The sequence below is a fragment of the Xanthobacter wiegelii genome (genome assembly GCF_043193855.2).
Lineage (GTDB): Bacteria > Pseudomonadota > Alphaproteobacteria > Rhizobiales > Xanthobacteraceae > Xanthobacter > Xanthobacter flavus_A.
Genome location: NZ_CM195529.1, coordinates 1,441,720 through 1,457,422, shown reverse-complemented (window position 1 = coordinate 1,457,422; position 15,703 = coordinate 1,441,720). Strand labels below are relative to the sequence as shown.

Sequence of the window (15,703 nt, the reverse complement as noted above, 5' to 3'; positions counted from 1 at the left end):
GCTTTCGGCTCGCGTGGCTCGCCTCACATGCCGATGGTCAGCGTCATCTCCGGGGAATGTCCCTGGAGGAAATAGTGGGACGATACCTCGTCGGAGAGCTGCATCAGCATCTTCTCCATGGCGTCGAACCATTCCGGCTCGAAGCTGTCCGACGTGCTGGCCGCAAGCTCCGCCTGCATGCGAGCGACGATGCGCTCCCAGAGCGGCGGCGGGGCATCCTGATCGCGGCCGGGGAGCACCTTCAGGTGGTTCGCCATGCGGTGCACCTGGAAGGCCACCGAGCGCGGATTGTCCGGATCGAGCAGCACGAGGTCCAGCACCGGCCCGCGCGCCTCCATCATCACATAGCGCGTGCGGTAGGTGATGAGGCTGTCCGCCACCTGCAGCAACGCATCGAGCGAGCCCTGCGGCGCGCCTGCCTCGCCAAAGGTACGGGCGAAGCGCAGCGTGCCGATGGCCCGCTCCGTGCGCCGGCCGATCTCCAGGAAGCGCCAGCCGGTGAGCCGGTTCATGTTCTCCGAGGCAAGGCCGGAGAAGGCGGCGATGATGCGCAGGGCCGCATCCGCCCGCTCCGCCACATCTGCCTCCGAGGGCGCGGCGGGAACGGGCTGGTAGACGCAGGTCTCAAGATCCACCAGCGCGCGCCACGCATCGGGCGAGAAGCGGTCGCGGATGACGGAAGCAGCCGCCCGCGCCGCCTGCACCAATTGCGGCAGGGCGCCCGGCAGGTCGCGCCGCGTCAGCACGGCCACCGCATAGCGCGCGGGCGTGGCGCGGGCGAGATCGCGCGGCATGGCGCCCCAGGCCCCGAGCAGGCCGAGCAGGCGCGACACCAGGGGGCTGGTGCCGGTATCCCCGCTCTCGGCCAGACGCCCCACCAGAACGCGGGAGAGGCGCAGCGTCGCTTCGGCCCGCTCCACATAGCGGCCGAGCCAGAACAGATTGTCGGCCGCCCGGCTCGGAAGGGTGCCGGATGAGCGGCGGACCTTCACATTGGCCGGGCTGGGCAGCAGCGTGGCGTCTGCCTGCTCGCCGTCCGCCAGCACCCACACGTCGGCCGAGCGATCGCCCTTCTGCATCGATACGGCGCGGGCATCGGCGGCCGAGGAGATGCGGCAGAAGCCGCCCGGCATCACCGACCAGCCCTTTTCGGTGGCGGTCAGGAACACCCGCAGCATGAAGGGGCGCGGGGTGAGCTTCTCCCCGGTCCACACCGGCGTGGTGGAGAGGCGGGCGATGTCCTGGCCCACCACATCCGCCCCGCGCCGCGCGAGCAGCGTCGAGAGGCGACGCCGGTCGGCCTGGGTGAGGTCCGCACCCAGCACCGATCCGCCATCCGGCAGACCCGGAAGCACCCGGCCGAAGGCGGAGGAGATGACGAGTTCGTCCAGATGCTCCATCACCTGCGCCCGCTCGGCCGGCTGCCCGCACCACCAGGTGGCGACGTGCGGCAGGCTGAGCGGTCGCCCGGTGAGCCGGGTCGCGATGCGCGGCAGGAAGGCGAGCAGCGCCGGCGCCTCGATGATGCCCGTGCCGAGCGCATTGGCCAGCGCGACACCGCCCATGCGCACCGACTGCACGAGGCCCGGCACGCCGAGGCGCGAACGGGCGTTCAGCTCCAGCGGGTCGGCGAAATCCGAATCGAGGCGGCGCAGCAGCACGTCGATGCGCCTGAGGCCCGCCACCGTGCGCACATGCAGGGTATCGCCCCGCACGGTCAGGTCCTCGCCCTCCACCAGCAGGAAGCCGAGATAGCGGGCGAGCAGCGCGTGCTCGAAATAGGTCTCGTTGAGCGGACCGGGCGTGAGCAGGCCGATGCGCCCCTCGCCGGTTCGGTCGAGCTTCATCAGCGAGGTGCGCAGCGCCTGGAAGAAGGCCGCGACCCGCTTCATGTTGAGATCGCGCGACACGTCCGGCAGGGCTCGGGTGGAGGCGAGCCGGTTCTCCAGCGCATAGCCGGCACCGGAGGGCGCCTGGGTGCGGTCGGCGAGCACCCACCAGCGGCCATCTGGACCACGGCCCACATCGGCGGCGTAGACGCGCAGGAAGCGCCCGCCCTCGGGCCGCACGCCCACCAGTGGCCGCAGGAATTCAGGGCTGCCGGCCACAGCCGCCGCCGGCAGGTCGCCATCGGACACCAGATGGCCCTCACCGTAGAGGTCTTGGAGCACCTCTTCGAGCAGTTCGGCCCGCTCGATGAGCCCCTGCGAGAGGGTTTCCCAATCCGCTTCGCCGATGATGAGCGGCATGTGGCTGAGCGACCACGGCCGCTCCCCCCCGCCGGCATCGTCATAGACGCGGTAGAAAACGCCGCTGTCGCGCAGGTAGCGGTCGGCCGCGGAGAAGCGGCGGCGTAATTCCTCGGAGCCGAGTTCGGCGAGGGCGGCGAGGAAGGGCTGCCAGTGGCGGCGCGGCTGGCCGTCCGCGTCCATCATCTCGTCGCGGGTGGCCGGCAGGGTGCGGTAGCCCCCGATCAGGCTTTCGGCCGCGGCCCGCTCGAAAACCTCGCTGCGCTGCTCCGCACCCGACACGATCACCCCTTCCGCGGGCACCCCTGCCCGCGCGTCAACATCCTGTGCCCGGTGGGACCGGGTTCTCCATTATGCCCGCGGCGGCGCCAGATGCACCCCTCTTCGGAGCGCTTCCAGCCTGCGCCCGCCGCGGGACCCCGCCGCGACAGGCCCTTCGGGACCGGCGGGCGGCCTCAGGCGCCGGCAGGGCGCCGCAGGTCGAGGGTGGTCGGGAACTCGTCCGGCGCCGTTTCCAGCACCACGTCGAGGGTGCCGGGGCTGTGGCCGAAGGTCTGGAAGCGGGCGAGGCGACGCGCCTCCGCCTCGTAGGAATTCACGGGGAAGGTGTCGTAGTTCCGTCCGCCCGGATGGGAGACGTAATAGACGCAGCCGCCCCGGGAGCGCTCGCTCCAGGTGTCCACGAGGTCGAAGGTGAGCGGCGAATGCACCGGGATGGTCGGGTGCAGGCCCGACCACGGCTGCCACGCCTTGTAGCGCACGCCCGCCACATAGGTGCCGTTGCGGCCGGTGGGGGCCAGCGGCACCTTGCGACCGTTGCAGGTGAGGATGTGACGCGAGGGGTTGAAGCCCTCCACCTTCACCTGCAGGCGCTCCACGGAGGAGTCCACATAACGCGCCGTGCCACCGGTGACGCCTTCCTCGCCGAGCACGTGCCAGCATTCCAGCGCCTGGCGAACCTCGATGTCCACGCCCGCCTGCTGGACCTTGCCGAACGCGGGGAAGCGGAACTCGAACTGGGCGCGGAACCACTCGGGATCGATCTGGTAGCCGGCGTCCGAGAGGTCTTCCACCACGTCGAGGAAGTCCTGCCAGACATAATGCGGCAGCATGAAGCGGTCGGTGAGAATGGTGCCCCAGCGGGTGCAGTGGCCATGCACCGGCTTGTTCCACAGCCGCGCGATGAGCGCCCGCAGCAGGAGCTGCTGGGCGAGGCTCATGCGCCAGTCCGGCGGCATCTCGAAGCAGCGGAATTCCACGAGGCCCAGCCGGCCGGTGGGGCCATCCGGCGAATAGAGCTTGTCGATGGAGATTTCGGTGCGGTGGGTGTTGCCGGTGACGTCCACCAGGAGGTTGCGCAGCAGCCGGTCCACCAGCCACGGGGCGGGCGGCTCGCCCTTGCCGGGCGGCGGGAACTTGGAGAAGGCGATCTCCAGCTCATAAAGACTGTCGTGCCGCGCCTCGTCCACCCGCGGATGCTGGGAGGTGGGGCCGATGAACAGGCCGGAGAAGAAATAGGACAGGCAGGGATGCCGCTGCCAGTAGAGCAGCAGGCTCTTCAGCACGTCCGGCCGGCGCAGGAAGGGGCTGTCGGCGGGGGTGGAGCCGCCCACCACCACATGGTTGCCGCCCCCGGTGCCGGTGTGGCGCCCATCCACCATGAACTTCTCGGTGCCGAGGCGCGCGAGCCGCGCCTCCTCATAGAGGATGCGGGTGATCTCCACGCAGCCGGCCCAGCTATCGGACGGATGGACGTTCACCTCCAGCACGCCCGGATCGGGCGCGATACGGATGAGGTTGAGGCGGTAATCGAAGGGCGGCGGATAGCCCTCCATGTGGATGGGCGTGTTCAACTCGATGGCCACCTGCTCAAGGGCGGCGATGAGGTCGAGATAGTCCTCGAGGATTTCCACCGGCGGCAGGAACACGCACAGGCGGCCGTTGCGTGGCTCGACGCAGAGCGCGGTGCGGGTGTCGGCGGTGAAGACCTGGGTGTCGTACTTGGCGATATACTCGCGCGCCAGCTCCTGCGCCCGCTCGCCGACGCCGTAGGCCTCGGTGCGCGGGGCGATGGAATGGCGCGGCATCCCGCCCGGGCCGCCGGGCGCGCCGGCGTCATGGCCATCGGCGTCATGGCCATCGGCGCCCGTGCCGGCACCGCCCTGCCCCGCGGTGTAGCGGGCGGCGAAATCGGCGGCGTCGGGCAGCGGGTCGCGCGGCTCGAAAGGGTCGGCCTCGACGATGTAGGGGTAGCGCGTGGGCGCCAGATACTGCAGAGATTCCAGCGGCAGGCGGTAGCCCATGGGGCTCTCGCCGGGGATCAGGAACAGGAACTGGCGACGGTAGGTCCATTCCTCCGAGCGCCAGGCCGGGCCGGTCGGGGTCCACACCCGGCGCAGCGGCAGCACCGAGCCGGTGGCGGTGCCGAGGCCCTGGTTGAAGGTGCGCGCCAGCATGCGCCGCTGCACCTCGTCCGCCATGCGCGGATCGCCGGGGGCGATGTTCTCGGGAAGGTTCTGCTCCTTCCACATGTAATAGATGTTGTCCTCGAACGCCTGCTGGACGAACTGGCTGCCCACGGCGAGCTTCTCGGCCACCGCCTTGCAGAAGCGCTCGGCATCGGCCGGGGTCACGCCGTAGTTCACCTTCTCGTCGGCGATCAGGTCCTCGCGCTGCCAGATGGGCTGGCCGTCCTTGCGCCAGAACAGGTCGAAGGACCAGCGCGGCAGTGTTTCGCCGGGGTACCACTTGCCCTGGCCGTAGTGCAGCACGCCCTCGGTCTCGAAGCGGCGGCGCAGGCGGCGGATCAGGTCGTCGGCGCGCTCGCGCTTGTGCGGGCCGAGCGCCTCGGTGTTCCACTCCGGCGACTGGTAGTCGTCGATGGAGACGAAGGTGGGCTCGCCGCCCATGGTCAGGCGCACGTCGCCGGCCTTGAGGTCCTCGTCCACCTTGTGCCCGAGCTCGTCGAGCGCGGCCCAGGTCTCGTCGGAGAAGGGCAGCGTCACGCGGGGCGCCTCGGCGACGCGGACCACCTGCATGTCGAAGCCGAACTCGACCTCGGCCTTCTCGTTCACATAGCCCGTGATGGGCGCGGCGGAGCTGTAGTGCGGCGTGGCCGCGAGCGGGATGTGGCCCTCGCCGCACAGGAGGCCCGAGGTCGGGTCGAGGCCGATCCAGCCGGCGCCGGGCACGAAGACCTCGCACCAGGCATGCAGGTCGGTGAAGTCCACGTCCGTGCCCGAGGGGCCGTCGAGGGCGGCCACGTCCGGCTTCAGCTGGATGAGATATCCGGAGACGAAGCGGGCGGCGAGGCCGAGATGGCGCAGGAGCTGGACCAGCAGCCAGCCGGTGTCGCGGCAGGAGCCGAGCTTACGGCTCAGCGTCTCGTCGGGCGTCTGCACGCCCGGCTCCATGCGGATGACGTAGCCGACTTCGCCCTGCAGGCGCTGGTTGAGATGGACCAGGAAGTCGACGATGCGGGTCTTGTCGCGCGGGATGGAGGCGAGATAGTCGGCGAAGAGGGCGCCTTCGTCCTCCAGTTCGAGATAGGGCGCGAGTTCCGCCTTCAGCGCCGGCGCATACTCGAAGGGGAAGCTCTCCGCATACTCCTCGACGAAGAAGTCGAACGGGTTGATGACGTCGAGCTTGGCGAGGAGGTCCACCTCGACCTTGAACTCCGACACCCGCTCCGGAAACACGATGCGGGCCAGCCAGTTGCCGAACGGGTCCTGCTGCCAGTTGATGAAGTGCTCGGCGGGCGAGATCTTCAGCGAATAGGCGGGGATGTCGGTGCGGCTGTGCGGCGCCGGCCGCAGCCGGATAACCTGCGGCCCCATGGAGACCGGATGGTCGTAGGTGTAGCTCGTGACGTGATGCAGGCTCGCGAGGATCGACATTTAGGGCACCAGGTCCTGCGGGCGACAGCCCAGGGATGGGATCGACGGTAGCGTTGACGGTCGGTCGGGAAACAGCTCGTGGGTCTCGCCAAGGTTAGACAAGGCGGAGAGGAGGCGGAAGCGCGACTTTGCGGCGGCAACCGCCCCGATCTGGGGCAGTTGCCGCACGAAAAGGCATAACCGACGCGCCCGGATCAGGCAGATGCGGGCGCCGGGGGCACTCCCGCGTCTGGCGTGGGGGCCGGAGGCGGCTCGGGCGGATTGTGCCCGGCACCATGGCCCGTGCCCGCGGTCTTCTTGCCCTTCCGTCGTTCCTCGAATCGCTGGAGCACCGTGTAGAAGGACGGCACGAACAGCACGGCAAGGCAGGTGGAGGCGAGCATGCCCGACACCACCGCGATGCCGATGGATTTGCGCGAGTTGGCGCCGGCGCCGGTGGCGAACACCAGCGGCAGCACGCCGAGGATGAAGGCGAAGGAGGTCATGAGGATGGGGCGGAATCGAAGGCGCGAGGCCTCCACCGCCGCATCCATGATCTCCATGCCCTCCGCCCGTTTCTCGCGGGCGTACTCGACGATGAGGATCGCGTTCTTGGAGGCGAGCGCGATCAGCAGCACGAGGCCGATCTGGGTGTAGAGGTTGTTCGCCACGCCGAGGCCGAGCAGCGCGCTGACGGTGCCGAGCAGCGCCAGCGGCACCGCGAGGATGACCGACATGGGCTGGATCCAGCTCTCATACTGGCCGGCCAGCACGAAGTAGACCAGCAGGATGGCGAGCCCGAACACGTAGTAGATCTGATTGCCGACCGCCTTCTCCTGATAGGACATGGCGGTCCACTCGAAGCCCGTGCCCGGCGGCAGCGTCGAGGCGGCGATCTGCTCCATCAGCGACAGCGCCTGGCCGGAGGAGAAGCCTGCCGCGTTGGTACCGACGATGGTGGACGAGGGATAGAGGTTGTAGAGCGAGATCAGCGGCGGACCCAGCGTCATCTTCACGTCCACCACGGTGCCGATGGGAATCATGGCGTTCTGGGTGGGCGAGCGCACCTTCAGCTGCATCAGGTCGGCCGGGGTGACGCGGAAGCCCGCGTCGGCCTGGATGTAGACCTGGAACACGTTGCCGAACTTGTTGATCTGGTTGACGTAGGTGGAGCCGAGATACGACGAGATGGTGTCGAACACCTGGCCGACGGTGATGCCCAGCGTCTCCGCCTTGATGCGGTTGACCTCCACCTGGATCTGCGGGGCACCGGCGCGGAACGAGGACGAGACGTGGCTGAGGGCCGACTGGGCCCGCGCCTTGTCCACCATGGACGTGGTGATCTGCTCCAGCAACTGGTAGTCGAAATTGCCGTTGCGGATCTGCGGCTGCATGGTGAAGCCGGCGGCGTTGCCGATGCCCTGGATGGCCGGCGGCACGAGGATGACCACCTCCGCCTCCTCGACGTCGGAAACCGCCTTGTTCAGGTTCTCATACATCGAGAGCAGGTCCTGCCCCTTGGTGGCGTAGCGCACGTCCCAGGGGGTCAGGGTGATGTAGGTGACACCCGCATTGGCAAGGGTGGAGGAATTGTCCAGCACCGAGATGCCGGAGATGGCGAGCACGGTCTGGACGCCGGGCACCTTGCGGATGCGCTCGGAAACGTCCGCCATCACCTTCTTGGTCCGGTTGAGGTTCGAGGCATCCGGGAGTTGGACGTGGGCGAGGAAGTAGCCCTGGTCCTCGATGGGCAGGAAGGCGGTGGGGATGCGGGTAAGGCCGTAGCCGGCGACGCTCATGAGCGCGATGGCGATGAGCACCATCAGCTTGGAATGATGCACCATGCGGCTGATGAGACCGGTGTACCAGTGCTCCGCCTTGCCATAGATGGCGTTGAAGCCGCGATAGATGAAGTTGCGCTTCTCCGGTGGCACCGGCTGGCGCAGCCACAGGGCGCACTGGGTCGGCTTCAGGGTGGCCGCGTTGATGGCCGAGATGAAGGCGGTCGCCGCGATCACGAGGGCGAACTGCTTGAACATCTGCCCTGACAGGCCGGGAATGAACGAGGCCGGCAGGAACACGGACATCAGAACGAGCGTGATGCCCACCACGGGCCCGAACAGCTCGTCCATGGCCTTCTCGGCCGCTGGCTGCCCCGCCATGCCCTCCTCGATGTGCCGCGCCACGCCTTCCACGATCACGATGGCGTCGTCCACCACGATGCCGATGGCGAGAATGATGGCGAACAGGGTCGAGAGGTTGATGGTGAAGCCCATGGCGTCCATGGCGGCGAAGGCGCCGATGATGGTCACCGGCACGGTCGTCGCGGGCACCAGCGTGGCGCGCCAGTCCTGCAGGAACAGCAGGATGACGACGAGGACGAGGATCGCGGCCTCGAACAGGGTCTTCCACACCTCGTCGATGGAGGCGGTCACGAACAGGGTCGTGTCGAAGGGGATGGCGTAGTCGAGGCCTTCGGGAAAGTTCTTCTTCAGCTCCTCCATCTTCGCCGCGACGCGCTTGGCCACGTCGAGGGCGTTGGCGGCGGGAAGCTGGAAGATGCCGATGCCGGCCGCAGGCTTGTTGTCCTGCATGAAGTCCTTGGAATAGCTCTGTGCCCCAAGCTCCACGCGACCGATATCGCGGATGCGGACGATCCGACCGCCGTCGGAATTGTCCACCTTGACGATGATGTTCTCGTAATCCTTCACATCATCAAGGCGGCCGGACACGTTGACCGTGTACTGGAACGAGGCGTTGGACGGCGCCGGCGGAATGCCGAGCTGTCCGGGCGTGACGATCTGGCTCTGCTTCTGGATGGCGTTGGAGATGTCGGTGGGCGTGAGGCCGAACGCCTGCATGCGGTCCGGGTCCATCCACACGCGCAGGGCGTAGGTGCCGGCGCCGAACACCGCCACGTTGGCGACGCCCTCCACGCGCTCCAGCTCGTTCTGGACGTTGATGATGGCGTAGTTGTTCAGGAACAGGCCGTCATACTTGCCGGTGGGCGAGGTCAGGGTCACGAACTCGAGGATCGAGGTGCCCTTCTGCAGGATGGTCACGCCCTGCGCCTGCACCGCCGTCGGCAGCGAGGCGAGGGCGATGTTGACGCGGTTCTGCACCAGCACCTGCGCCATGTTCGGATCGGTGCCGATGGCGAAGGACACGACCAGCGTGTAGGTGCCGTCCGAGGCCGACCACGACTGCATGTAGATCATGCCCTCGACGCCGTTGACCTGCTGCTCGATGGGCAGGGCCACGGTGTCGATCATCGTCTTGGCGGACGCGCCCGGATAGGAAGTGGTCACCGACACCGTGGGCGGCACGATGTTGGGATATTGCGACACCGGCAGGCGGATCAGCGAGACGAGGCCGATCAGCACGAAGACCAGTGCGAGCACATTCGAGAGGACCGGCCGCTCGATGAAAAAGCGCGAAATCATGGGCGCTGCCTCAGGTTCGAGGGCGGGTCAGTTCTTCGGCGTCGCAGGGGTCGCACCCGGCGTCGCCGGAGCATTGGGGGTCGGCGGCACCGAGGGGATCGCGCGGGCCGGCGCATCCGCCGGTGCGACACCCGCCGGCTTCGGCAGCGGCTTGGTCCCGTCATCCACCGGCGCGGCGACGGCGACGATCTTGCCCACCTCCACGTCGATCTTGGAGCCGGGCACGGCACGCTGCATGCCGTTGATGACCACGCGGTCGGTGCTCTTCAGGCCGGTCAGCACGGCGCGCAGGCCGTCCGCCTGGAGCTGGCCGAGGGTGATCTGCGTCTGGCCGACCACGTTGTCGGAGCCCACGGTGAGCACGTAGGGACCGAGCTGGTTGTAGCTGACGGCCGAGTCCGGAACGAGGATGGTCGAGGCCGGCTGGCCAAGCGGCACCCGCACGCGGGCGAACAGGCCGGGCAGCAGCACAAAATCGTCGTTCTGAAAGAGGCCGCGGACGGTGAGGGTGCCGAGGTTCGGGTCCACCTGCGGCGCGATATAGTCGATGCGGCCGGCATGCGGGTAGCCGGTCTCGGTCTGGAGGCCGATCTCGATCGGGATATCCGGCAGGTCGCGGGTCAGGCTGGTGAGGGAGCGGCCCTGCTTGGCAAGCTGCTCCTTGATTCGCAACACCTCCTGCTCACTCAGCGTGAACCACACCCAGATCGGATTCAGCTGCACGATGGTGGCGAGCTTGGTGGGGCCGCTGTAGCCGACGAGGGCGCCCACGTCCTGGAGGTGGGCCGTCACCGCGCCGTCGAACGGAGCATTGACCTTGGTGTAGCCGAGATTGATCTGGGCGAGTTGCAGCGACGCCTGCGCGTTGGCGACCTCCGCCACGGCCGAGTCGCGCTTGGCGCGGGCCTGGTCGAGGGTGGCCTGCGAGGCGAAGTCCTGCTTGGCGAGCTGGGCCTGGCGGTTGTACTCGGCTTCCGCCTGCACCTGCGACGCCTGGTTTGCGGCCAGCGTCGCCTTCGCCTGGTCCAGCTGTGCGATGTAGGTGTCCTGCTCGATCACGAACAGGGTGGTGCCCTTCTTGGCGAAGGCGCCGTCCTTGTAATTGATATTGGTGAGGAAGCCCTGCACGCGGGCGTTCAGGTCCACCGAATTGATGGCGGCGGTGTTGCCGGTCAGTTCGAGGAAGCGCGTCACCGGCTGCTCCAGCACGGTCGCGACCGTCACCTTGGGGGGCGGCGGAGGGACGTAGGTGTTCTTTTCCTCGCACGCGGACAGGAGGAAGGCAGCCCCGAGGGCCACGCTCGCGCAGCCCAGTCGACCCGACACCCGGATACCCCCCACCATACCATTACCCCCACTCTGCAGTCGCGGCGGATACTAAGCAGAGGGTTATTGCGTGTCCATGAAAGGAATTGCCCGCAAAGCCCTTCCGTGCAGATTGACGCCGCACCTGTGCAGCGCGGCAACGCTTCGCCGGACGGCTGCTATGCGAGGGGCCGCGCGCCCCTCGCATTGACATTGCACCGACCCGTTCATAAGTGTCCGCGTAGTGCGCTGCCCGCGGAAGCGGGGCGGTTGCGGCTGCGCGTTTGTTCGCTGCGCCCGCCTGTCCCGCCTTCGGACTTGCTGACGCCCCATTGCGGGTGTCCAACGGCGCGCATCGTTGCCCGGAGGTCCGGCGGTCCGTCTCCGCCCTCCTTCAGACCTGACGGAACGGAATAGAGAAACCCATGTTAGGTGGACTTGCCCGCAAGCTCTTCGGCTCCGCGAACGATCGCCGGGTGAAGGGTTATCGTCCCCGCGTACAGGCCATCAACGCGCTGGAGAAGGAGCTGGAAGCCCTCTCCGACGATCAGCTGCGCGCCCGCACCGAGGATTTCCGCCGCCAGCTGGCCGAGGGCAAGACCACCCTCGACGACCTGCTGGTGCCCGCCTTCGCCACGGTGCGCGAGGGCGCCAAGCGCGCGCTGGGCATGCGCCACTTCGACGTGCAGCTCATCGGCGGCATGGTGCTGCATGAAAGCTCCATCGCCGAGATGAAGACTGGCGAAGGCAAGACGCTGGTCGCCACCCTGCCCGTCTACCTCAATGCCCTCGCCGGCAAGGGCGTGCACGTGGTGACGGTGAATGACTACCTCGCCCGGCGCGACGCCGAGTGGATGGGCAAGCTCTACCGGTTCCTCGGCCTGTCCACGGGCATCATCGTCCACGGCCTGGACGACGACGAGCGCCGCGCCGCCTACGAGAGCGATGTCACCTACGCGACGAACAACGAGCTGGGATTCGACTACCTCCGCGACAATATGAAGTACGAGCGCGCCCAGATGGTGCAGCGGCCGCACTTCTACGCCATCGTCGACGAGGTGGACTCCATCCTCATCGACGAGGCGCGCACGCCGCTCATCATCTCCGGTCCGCTCGACGACAGGTCGGATTTCTACAACACCATCGACCAGTACATCCCTCGCCTCTCCAAGGAGGATTACGAGGTGGATGAGAAGCAGCGCACCGTCACCATGACGGAAGCGGGCATGGAGAAGATGGAGCAGATGCTCACCGAGGCCGGGCTCCTGAAGTCCGAGAGCCTCTACGACATCGAGAACGTCTCGGTGGTGCACCACGTGAACCAGGCACTGCGCGCGCACTCCCTGTTCCAGCGGGACAAGGACTATATCGTTCGCAATGACGAGGTCGTCATCATCGACGAGTTCACCGGCCGCATGATGCCGGGCCGGCGCTATTCGGAAGGCCTCCATCAGGCGCTGGAAGCCAAGGAGCGCGTCCAGGTCCAGCCCGAAAACCAGACGCTCGCCTCCATCACCTTCCAGAACTATTTCCGCCTCTACGAAAAGCTCGCGGGCATGACCGGCACGGCCTCCACCGAGGCGGCCGAATTTCAGGACATCTACAAGCTCGAGGTGGTGGAAGTCCCCACCAACGTCCCCGTCTCGCGCATTGACGACGACGATGAGGTGTATCGCTCGGCCGGCGAGAAGTACGCGGCCATCATCGAACTCATCAAGGAGTGCAGCGCGCGCGGCCAGCCCGTGCTCGTGGGCACCACCTCCATCGAGAAGTCCGAGCTTCTGGCCGAACTGCTGAAGCAGGCCGGCTTCCACCAGATCGACTTCTCCGACCCCGCCGCCTTCGCCCACGACCGCTCGGGCAAGGCCTTCGCGGTGCTGAATGCGCGCTACCACGAGCAGGAAGCCTACATCGTCTCCCAGGCCGGCGTGCCAGGGGCGATCACCATCGCCACCAACATGGCCGGCCGCGGCACCGACATCAAGCTGGGCGGCGCCGCCGACATGCGTATCGCGGCCGAGCTGAAGGACCTGCCCGATGGCGAGGCGCGCACTGCCGCCGAGGCGCGCATCCGCGCCGAGGTGGAGGAACTGAAGCAGAAGGCGCTCGCCGCCGGCGGCCTCTTCGTGCTCGGCACCGAACGCCACGAGAGCCGGCGCATCGACAACCAGCTGCGTGGCCGCTCCGGCCGCCAGGGCGACCCCGGCCACTCCAAGTTCTTCCTCTCGCTCGACGACGACCTGATGCGCATCTTCGGGTCGGACCGGCTGGACGGCATGCTCCAGCGCCTCGGCCTCAAGGAAGGCGAGGCCATCATCCATCCCTGGATCAACAAGGCCCTGGAGAAGGCGCAGCAGAAGGTCGAGGCGCGCAACTACGACATGCGCAAGAACGTCCTCAAGTATGACGACGTGCTCAACGACCAGCGCAAGGTGGTGTTCGAGCAGCGCCTGGAGCTGATGAACGACGACGACGTGGCCGAGACCGTGGAGGACATGCGCCACGCCCTCATCACCGAGACCGTCGCCAAGTTCATCCCCGAGAACGCCTATCCCGAGCAGTGGGACGTGGACGGGCTCGACGCCGCCATCAAGGAAGTGCTCGGCATCGAGCTTCCGGTGAAGGACTGGGCCAAGGAAGAGGGCATCGCCGGCCCCGAGGTCACCGAGCGCATCATCCGCCGCGCCGACGAGTGGATGGCTGCCAAGACCGCCCAGTACGGGCCGGACATCATGCGCTATGTGGAGAAGTCCATCCTTCTCCAGACGCTGGATCACCTCTGGCGCGAGCACATCGCCATGCTCGACCATCTGCGCCAGGTGGTGGGCCTGCGCGGCTATGCCCAGCGTGATCCGCTGAACGAGTACAAGTCCGAGGCGTTCAACCTCTTTTCCGCTCTGCTGAACCGCCTGCGCGAGGTGGTCACCGCCCAGCTGATGCGGGTGGAGATCGTCACCCAGCAGCCCATGGAGGAGGAACTGCCTCCCATGGAGGGGCATCACGCCGATCCCTTCACCGGCGAGGACGAGATGGCCTACGCCGGCGCGGCCCTCGGCTCTCGGCCGGAGCCCCTGCTCTCGGGCGACGTGGCGGTGATCGAGCGCGACCCGAACGACCCCTCCAGCTGGGGCAAGGTCGGCCGCAACGAGGCCTGCCCCTGCGGCTCGGGCAAGAAGTACAAGCACTGCCACGGCCGCTTCGCCTGAGGCGGCGGGGCCTCTCGCGTGACGGCGCGGCGGTTCAGCCGCGCCGGTGGCCGATGGCCCGGTCGATCCCGATGAAGAGCAGCGCGGTGGCGCAGAACACCAGCGCCAGTACCACGGCGTTCTGGGCCATCTTCTCGGCGCCAAGCTTGGCCGGGTCGAGAAACCAGTAGGCATACCAGCCGTCCGCCTCGCCCCGCGCCAGCGCATAGACGAGATAGGCCAGCGGCGGCGCCATGGCCCACACGGTATCGGCCAATCGCAGCCGCCCATGCGGCCCCACCAGCCAGACGATCAGGAACAGCACCGGCACCGCCTGATGCAGCAGCCGGTCGGCGAGGAGCTGCGCGCCCTCCGGGTTCCAGACGTGCCGCAGCAGCAGGGCATAGATGATGCCCACCAGCACGATGGAAACCACCGTCGTCAGCCGCGCCCGCGCCCCGGTGAGGGCATGCAGTCCGCCGAGCGCGATCTCGGTGGCGACGATGGCGACGCCCAGATTGGTGAGGACGGTGAAGAAGCCGAGGAAACGCCACAGGGCCGGGCCGAACCCCTGGCCGATGGCCGCCATCTTCTGCACCACGATGACGAGCTGGAGGATCAGGGCGAACCAGCCCACGACGGCCGTGAGTGCCGCGATCCGCCGGCACCACACATCATGCCCCATGCCCCGCCTCCCCCAGCCCGCGCCCCCGCGGCGTGGAAAAGCGTAGGCTGAACCATCGGCCATGGGCAAGGCCGTGGCCGGGTCGCGATCAGCCGCCGGCCTGGACGATGCCCATGTACTGCGCCGGCGCATCGGCCGGCACCGCTCCGCGTCGGGCGAGATGGTGGAGGCCATTCAGGGCGAGATCGAACGAGCGATAGCAATAGTGGGCGATGAGCACGAGGTGCTTGAGCTGCTCGGCCGTCATGCCGTCCGGCTCGAGGAAGTTGCGCACATAGACCGCATCGCCCTCCACCAGCTGATTCAGCGCGGCGTAGACGTCGGGTCCCCGCAGGGGAAGGATCATCCGCCGGCTGGTGGATGCCATCATATGGGGAATGAACCCGCGCGCGCGCAGCGCGAGGTCCATCTCCCCGTAGGGTGCCTGCCCCTTGTAGAGCGGCACGAAAGACACTTCGAGCTGGATGCAGACCGTCTCGGCCAGGGTATCGCCCGCGCCCTCCAGCACCGCGCGCTCGCCGCCCTGGAGGTCCATCTTGAGCATCTCGATGCCGTCGATCTCCGGCACGGCCGAGAGGGCGACGGTGTCCACCTGCCGGCGGTCCAGCACGCGCGCCCAATCCGCGAGGCCGGGGAAATGGGAGAGGACGTGGGCGTCGGGCTCCAGCAGGCTTGTCATGCCGGAGGCGGCACAGATGTGAAGCGTGCGGCGCTGCCCATCGCCCACGGCGTGCGGCAGGTAGGTCTCCAGACCGCTCTTTGCCGCATCGAGCCGGGCCAGCGCCTCGGGCTGGGGCTCGAAGCCGACGACGCGGCAGAGGCGCCGGGCGAGAAGCGGCTTGTAGGGCGGATCGCCGTCGATGGGGTTCGCGCCGATATCCACCACCCGGGTCAGGTGCTCCGGGCGGAGCAGGACCGCGAGTTGGGACGAGGTGACGTCCGGCACTCCGTCCCCCTTCAT

The 15,703-nt window shown here is 67.9% G+C and carries 7 protein-coding genes; 1 reads left to right on the top strand and 6 read right to left on the bottom strand.

What is annotated here, in order from left to right:
- Window positions 1-23: 23 nt before the first annotated feature.
- The 4 genes from V5F63_RS06650 to V5F63_RS06635 form a co-directional block, all read right to left on the bottom strand.
- Window positions 24-2,531 carry a circularly permuted type 2 ATP-grasp protein gene (locus V5F63_RS06650; protein ID WP_348634332.1) on the bottom strand — a complete coding sequence of 836 codons (2,508 nt, stop codon included), beginning with the start codon at window positions 2,529-2,531 and terminating at the stop codon, window positions 24-26.
- A gap of 173 nt (window positions 2,532-2,704) precedes the next feature.
- The gene (locus V5F63_RS06645) at window positions 2,705-6,145 is read right to left on the bottom strand and encodes a transglutaminase family protein (protein WP_394102899.1); all 3,441 of its coding nucleotides are present in this window, start codon (window positions 6,143-6,145) and stop codon (window positions 2,705-2,707) included.
- A 194-nt stretch (window positions 6,146-6,339) separates the two neighbouring features.
- A complete protein-coding gene (locus tag V5F63_RS06640) occupies window positions 6,340-9,567 on the bottom strand; it encodes an efflux RND transporter permease subunit (RefSeq protein ID WP_394102898.1) in 3,228 nt (1,075 codons plus the stop codon).
- Between the two features lie 27 nt (window positions 9,568-9,594).
- Window positions 9,595-10,911 carry an efflux RND transporter periplasmic adaptor subunit gene (locus tag V5F63_RS06635; RefSeq protein ID WP_209488190.1) on the bottom strand — a complete coding sequence of 439 codons (1,317 nt, stop codon included), beginning with the start codon at window positions 10,909-10,911 and terminating at the stop codon, window positions 9,595-9,597.
- A gap of 386 nt (window positions 10,912-11,297) precedes the next feature.
- Here V5F63_RS06635 and secA point away from each other — a divergent pair, with 386 nt between their 5' ends.
- On the top strand, window positions 11,298-14,078 hold the full coding sequence (gene secA, locus V5F63_RS06630) for a preprotein translocase subunit SecA (protein WP_394029020.1): 2,781 nt from the start codon (window positions 11,298-11,300) through the stop codon (window positions 14,076-14,078).
- Between the two features lie 34 nt (window positions 14,079-14,112).
- Here the strand turns inward: secA and V5F63_RS06625 are convergent, their stop codons facing one another.
- The gene (locus V5F63_RS06625) at window positions 14,113-14,742 is read right to left on the bottom strand and encodes a Pr6Pr family membrane protein (RefSeq protein ID WP_394102897.1); all 630 of its coding nucleotides are present in this window, start codon (window positions 14,740-14,742) and stop codon (window positions 14,113-14,115) included.
- 88 nt (window positions 14,743-14,830) lie between these two features.
- Window positions 14,831-15,703 carry an FkbM family methyltransferase gene (locus V5F63_RS06620; protein WP_394102896.1) on the bottom strand — a complete coding sequence of 291 codons (873 nt, stop codon included), beginning with the start codon at window positions 15,701-15,703 and terminating at the stop codon, window positions 14,831-14,833.

Bases quoted from the DNA above. Each gene is read 5' to 3' on its own strand.
- V5F63_RS06625 (WP_394102897.1), bottom strand. From the start codon at position 14,742: ATGGGGCATGATGTGTGGTGCCGGCGGATCGCGGCACTCACGGCCGTC.
- secA (WP_394029020.1), top strand. From the start codon at position 11,298: ATGTTAGGTGGACTTGCCCGCAAGCTCTTCGGCTCCGCGAACGATCGC.
- V5F63_RS06620 (WP_394102896.1), bottom strand. From the start codon at position 15,703: ATGAAGGGGGACGGAGTGCCGGACGTCACCTCGTCCCAACTCGCGGTC.
- V5F63_RS06645 (WP_394102899.1), bottom strand. From the start codon at position 6,145: ATGTCGATCCTCGCGAGCCTGCATCACGTCACGAGCTACACCTACGAC.
- V5F63_RS06640 (WP_394102898.1), bottom strand. From the start codon at position 9,567: ATGATTTCGCGCTTTTTCATCGAGCGGCCGGTCCTCTCGAATGTGCTC.
- V5F63_RS06635 (WP_209488190.1), bottom strand. From the start codon at position 10,911: ATGGTGGGGGGTATCCGGGTGTCGGGTCGACTGGGCTGCGCGAGCGTG.